3 protein-coding genes and 1 tRNA gene are annotated in these 4,359 nt (G+C 66.7%); 1 reads left to right on the plus strand and 3 read right to left on the minus strand.

Going from position 1 to position 4,359, the window contains the following annotated elements:
• Positions 1–873: amidase (locus tag ACEN88_RS25225; protein ID WP_413344097.1), on the plus strand; the 873-nt coding region annotated here is incomplete at its 5' end.
• Between the two features lie 504 nt (positions 874–1,377).
• Here ACEN88_RS25225 and ACEN88_RS25230 read toward each other — a convergent pair.
• From ACEN88_RS25230 to ACEN88_RS25240, 3 genes are all read right to left on the minus strand, one after another.
• Positions 1,378–1,467, minus strand: a tRNA-Ser gene (locus tag ACEN88_RS25230).
• 24 nt (positions 1,468–1,491) lie between these two features.
• Positions 1,492–3,567, minus strand: coding sequence for a putative bifunctional diguanylate cyclase/phosphodiesterase (locus ACEN88_RS25235; protein WP_413344099.1), 2,076 nt, complete (start codon positions 3,565–3,567; stop codon positions 1,492–1,494).
• Between the two features lies 1 nt (position 3,568).
• A partial coding sequence (locus ACEN88_RS25240) for an HDOD domain-containing protein (RefSeq protein ID WP_413344098.1) occupies positions 3,569–4,359 on the minus strand: 791 nt, incomplete at its 5' end.

A 4,359-nucleotide genomic window follows, 5' to 3' on the forward strand; every position in this document is an offset into this window, starting at 1 on the left:
GCCGGCATCGTGCCGATGGCGGCCGGCAACGACGGCGGCGGCTCACTCCGGATCCCGGCCGCGTGCTGCGGGCTGTTCACGCTGCGGCCGTCGCGCGGGCGGGTGTCGTCCGGGCCGGGCATCGGCGAAGTCTGGTTCGGCGCGTCGAGCGAAGGCGTGATTTCGCGCAGCGTGCGCGATTCGGCGCTCGCGCTGGACGTGCTGCAGGGTGCGGAACCGGGCGATCCGTTCGTCATTGCGCCGCCGGCCGCGCCCTACGTCGCGCTGATGCGGCGCGATCCGGGCCGGCTGCGCATCGGGTATTCGACGGTGTCGCCGATCGGGACGGATGTGCATCCGGAGGCCGTGCTTGCTGTGTCGCGGACGGCCGAGTTATTGGCTCATTTGGGCCACGACGTCGAGGAAGCGGCGCCTGCTATCGATGGCGCCGCCCTCGCAAAAAGTTATTTGCACGTGTACTTCGGGCAGATCCCGGCGGCCGTACGGCGTGCGCAGGCGCTGGGGGCGCGGCGCGATGAGGTGGAACTGATGAACCGGATTCTCGTTACGCTGGGCGACAGCGTGCCGCAGTGCGTGCTGGGGTTCCTGCACGGGACGGGCATCCTCGGCGTGTTGGCGCGTCTTGGGTTGCTTGACAAGACGGTCGACAAGATTGCGACCGGCAATCTGCGTTATGTGCCGTTCACGCAGCTGTCGAATCTGACCGGGGCGCCGTCGATGAGCGTGCCGCTCCACTGGACGGCGGAGGGGTTGCCCCTGGGGGTCCAGTTCATGGGGCCGTTCGGGAGCGAGGACAGGTTGTTGCAGGTGGCGCGGCAGTTGGAAGAGGTGCAGCCGTGGTTCGATCGGATGCCGGGGATGGCACGCGGCTGACATGCTGTCAGAGGGCCTGTGCACTTGTGGAGGGTGTTACATTTGAACCGTAGGTGATTAGCGTTAGCGGTCCCAGAATGGCCAGACAAAATTCAAAGGGCCGATTATGAAAAGAAGAACGGACCGACTTACGGCCATCCTCATCGATGCGATTCAAACAAACCGCCCTTTCCATAGCACCCAAGCAGTTGCCCGGGCGTTCGCTGAAAACCTTATTCCACTTGAAGTCGCATTGCGCGTGCTGACCCGACCGTGGGACCGGCGCCTGATGCCTCATTCCGAACCCCGCGTGGAGGATACGGCTGGGGCAGCTGTTGTCTGCTGATCAGCTTATATGCATGCGCCTGCGGCGCGCAGTCCGCTGCGCGGACAGCAAATGGACGATTCGGGAGGGATGGCCCTGCAGGGCCATGCCCTTCGAATCTCACACGCGAGGCGCGCAGGCGCCTCGCTCGCTTCCGCCAGGAAACAAAAAACCGCCTTCGGGCGGTTTCTTTTGTTTCCTGGCGGAAGCGGTGAGATTCGAACTCACGAACGGGTTCCCCCGTCGGCAGTTTTCAAGACTGCTGCCTTCAACCACTCGGCCACGCTTCCTGAGGAACCGGCATTATACATAAATCATTGCCCCACGGGCAGCAAACGGACGGCCGACGGTGCCGCCTCCCCCATGCCCATCAGCAGCCAGTTCTCCCGCAAGCTTTTCTCGAACTCATACGCCGGCAGCGGCTTCCCATACAGGTAGCCCTGCACCTCGTCGCATCCGGCCTGGCGCAGGAATTCCAGCTGCTCCAGCGTCTCCACGCCTTCCGCGATCACGCGGTGCCCCAGCTTGCGCCCCATGCCGATGATGGTGCTCGCGATCGCGCAATCGCTCGGGTCCAGCGGGATGCCCGTCGTGAACGAGCGGTCGATCTTCAAGGTGTCGATCGGGAAGCGCTTCAGGTACGACAGGCTCGAATAGCCCGTGCCGAAATCGTCCAGCGACAGCGCCACGCCCAGCGCGCTGATGCGGTCCATGATGGCGATCACGTGCTCGATGTCGTGCATCAGCGTGCTTTCCGTGATCTCCAGTTCCAGCCAGTGCGGATCCAGGCGGTAGCGGCGCAGTGTCTCCGCGACGCGGCCCGGCAGCGACGGCGTGAACTCGCGTGCGGACACGTTCACCGCCAGGCGGAACGGCGGCAGGCCCGCGCGTTGCCAGATCGCGGCCTGGGCGCAGGCCTGTTCCAGCACCCACTCGCCCACCTGCACGATCAGGCCCGTGCTTTCGGCCAGCGGGATGAATTCGATCGGCGGGACCATGCCGCGCACCGGATGCCTCCAGCGCACGAGGGCTTCGGCGCCCACCACGCGGCTCGAGCCGATTTCGAATTTCGGCTGGTAGTGCAGGATCAGTTCGCCGTTGCCGAGAGCGTGGCGCAGGCCCGATTCGATCAGCATGCGCTGCTGCATGCCTTCGTTCATGTCGAGGCGGTAGAAGGCGACGCTGCGGTCCGGGTTTTCCGCGTGTTCCTTGGCGCGCTCCATCGCGATGTCGGCCATGCGCAGCAGCGTTTCCGCATCCTGGCCGTCCTGCGGGTAGACGGAAATGCCGATGCTCGCGCCCACGCGCAGGTCGTGGCCCTGCACGAGGAACGGCGCTTCCAGCGCGGTCTGCAGCTTCTGCGCAACCGTCGTGGCCTCGAAGTGCTGGCGGATGTCGAACAGGCCGACGGCAAATTCGTCGCCGGACAGGTGCGCCACGACGTCCTCGTCGCGCAGCGCGTTGCGCAGGCGTTCGGCGACCAGGCGCAGCAGGTCGTCGCCGACCCGGCGGCCCAACGTGCCGTTGATCAGCTTAAAACGGTTCAGGTCCAGGTACAGCACGCAGGCCGTCGATTCGTTGCGCTGGGCGACCATCAGGGCCTGGTCGACGAGGCGGCCGAACAGCGTACGGTTCGGCAGGCCGGTCAGCTCCTGGTAGTAGGCCAGGTGGTGCAGGCGTTCCTCGGCCAGCTTGCGTTCCGTGATGTCGGTGAGATACGCGATCAGGCCGGTCGGGCGGTCTTCCAGGTCGCACAGCGGCGACAGCGACAGGCTGGCCCAGAAGATCTCGCCCGATTTCTTCCGGCGCCGCACTTCCATCATGCGGCCGCCCTGCTCCGCGAAGGCGTCCTGGAAGTCCTGGTCCTCGTCCGCGTACAGGAACAGGATGTTGCGGCCGACGGCTTCCAGCGCCGTGTAGCCGAACAGGCGCTCGGCGCCCTTGTTCCAGCTGGTGATGTAGCCCATGCGGTCCAGCGTCAGCACGGATTCATGGATCTGGTCGAGGATCTGCGACTGGTGCGCCAGCTGCGCTTCGACCTGGGCATAGGCGTGCGTCGTGCGCTGGGCCAGCGAATGCACCTGCATCAGCGTGCCGGTGAGGCCGGCCAGCGCTTCCAGCTGGCGCAGGTCGTCCACGCTGTAGGCGCGGCCGGCGACTTCGTAGCGGCCGAAGCACACGCCGTCGGCGCGCACTTCCTGCAGCAGCGCCCCCTCCACCATGTGCGGATGCAGGACGCCTTCCGGGATGTATGCGCAGTGCGGGCTCGCGAGCAGCGCGCCGGCGATGCGTCCCAGCTCGGCCCACAGGTCGTCCCCACGGAGTTTCAACACGGCGTCGCAGACGGCAGCGCTGCCGCCCGCGAAATCGATCGGCGCAGCGGCTGGCATCCTAGACATTGCGGGCTACCTGGATGGCCCAGTGATAGGCGTGCAACTGGCTCTGCCACCAGTCCGGCCCGTCGACGCCCGCTGCCTCCAGCGTCTCCGGATCCGGCCGCCCCGCTTCGGCGAGCCGCAACCGTTGGCCCAGTTGCCCTTCACGCCGCAGCAGGGCCGCTTCGACGTGCCCGGGCAGGTTCAGGTCCTGCACGATCTCCGCCATCGGAATCTGGAACAGGCGATCCAGCAGCGAGAACACGCCGGCCATGAAGGCGAGGTCCTGCTCGTCGCGGTCGCCGCCGTCGCGCTTGCACAGCGACTCCAGCGCGGCGCCGCGCAATGCGGCCACCGGCAACATCAGGTTCGGCGGGCTGTCCGGATGCTGGCGCGCGTACAGCAGCAGTTGCAGCCAGCGTTGCAGCTGGCGCCGGCCCAGGCGGCTGATCGCCTGGCCAAAGCTCGTGATCTGGGTACCGACCGAGAACGCGGCGGAGTTCACCAGTTTCAAAAGGTGATAAGACAGCGCCGGATCCGCTTTCAGCTGCGCTTCCAGTTCGCGCGAGTCGGCGTCGCGCGCCAGCAGCGCGAGCATCGTCAGCATGCGCCGGCGCGACGTGCCGTCGTCGCCTTCGGCCACGCTGCCTTCCAGCGCGTAGTCGCCGCTGAACCAGGAAAAGCCCGCGTTCTCGCAGGCGCGATACGCGTCCGCGTCGTCGACGTTGTAGGCGAGGTGCGGTCCGAACAACGTCGGCAGCGCGCCGGCGCGCGGCAGCGCCGTGCGGCCATCGCGCGCCACGGTGC

The organism is Massilia sp. CT11-108 (genome assembly GCF_047302915.1).
GTDB classification, from domain to species: Bacteria; Pseudomonadota; Gammaproteobacteria; order Burkholderiales; family Burkholderiaceae_D; genus Telluria; species Telluria orientalis.

Excerpts from the sequence above, each read along its gene's own strand:
- ACEN88_RS25235 (WP_413344099.1), bottom strand. The coding sequence starts at position 3,567 with ATGCCAGCCGCTGCGCCGATCGATTTCGCGGGCGGCAGCGCTGCCGTC.